Annotated in this window: 1 protein-coding gene; it reads right to left on the bottom strand. The window is 58.3% G+C overall.

The window, feature by feature from the left end; genetic code table 11:
• Positions 1 to 861 (bottom strand): tandem-95 repeat protein (locus tag L1D47_RS20855; protein WP_239886634.1); only part of this gene is annotated, 861 nt, incomplete at both ends.

The raw sequence follows: 861 nt of genomic DNA, 5'->3' as shown, positions 1-861 counted from the left end.
GTCGTTCACCGGATCAACCGTGATGGTCAGGGTCGAGGTGTCGGTGCTTGAGCCATCGGTCAGCACATARGTGATCACCGGTACCGGCCCGTTGTAGTTMGCGGCCGGGGTAAAGCTGTAGCTGCCGTTCGCATTGAGGGTAAAGCTGCCCACACCATTGATGGTGACCGCCTGMCCCAGGGTGAATGGGCCATCAACGCCGTCGATGCTGAAGCTCTGCACGCTCAGCTCGCCATCGACGCTGCTGCCATCAATCACATTACCTGTGGTGGCGCCGCTGTCTTCATCGACATTGATCGCTTCGTTTTCATCGGTGAAGTTGTCGTTCACCGGATCAACCGTGATGGTCAGGGTCGAGGTGTCGGTGCTTGAGCCATCGGTCAGCACATAGGTGATCACCGGTACCGGCCCGTTGTAGTTCGCGGCCGGGGTAAAGCTGTAGCTGCCGTTCGCATTGAGGGTAAAGCTGCCCACACCATTGATGGTGACCGCCTGACCCAGGGTGAATGGGCCATCAACGCCATCAACGCCATCGATGCTGAAGCTCTGCACGCTCAGCTCGCCATCGACGCTGCTGCCATCAATCACATTACCTGTGGTGGCGCCGCTGTCTTCGTCGACGTTAATGACTTCGTTGTTGTCGGTGAAGTTGTCGTTCACCGGATCAACCGTGATGGTCAGGGTCGAGGTGTCGGTGCTTGAGCCATCGGTCAGCACATAAGTGATCACCGGTACCGGCCCGTTGTAGTTMGCGGCCGGGGTAAAGCTGTAGCTGCCGTTCGCATTGAGGGTAAAGCTGCCCACACCATTGATGGTGACCGCCTGCCCCAGGGTGAATGGGCCATCAACGCCGTCGATGCT

Source organism: Shewanella sp. Isolate7 (assembly GCF_022398425.1).
Lineage (GTDB): Bacteria > Pseudomonadota > Gammaproteobacteria > Enterobacterales > Shewanellaceae > Shewanella.
Note: the sequence above shows the minus strand (reverse complement) of the source record. Positions and strands in the feature narration are given on the sequence as shown.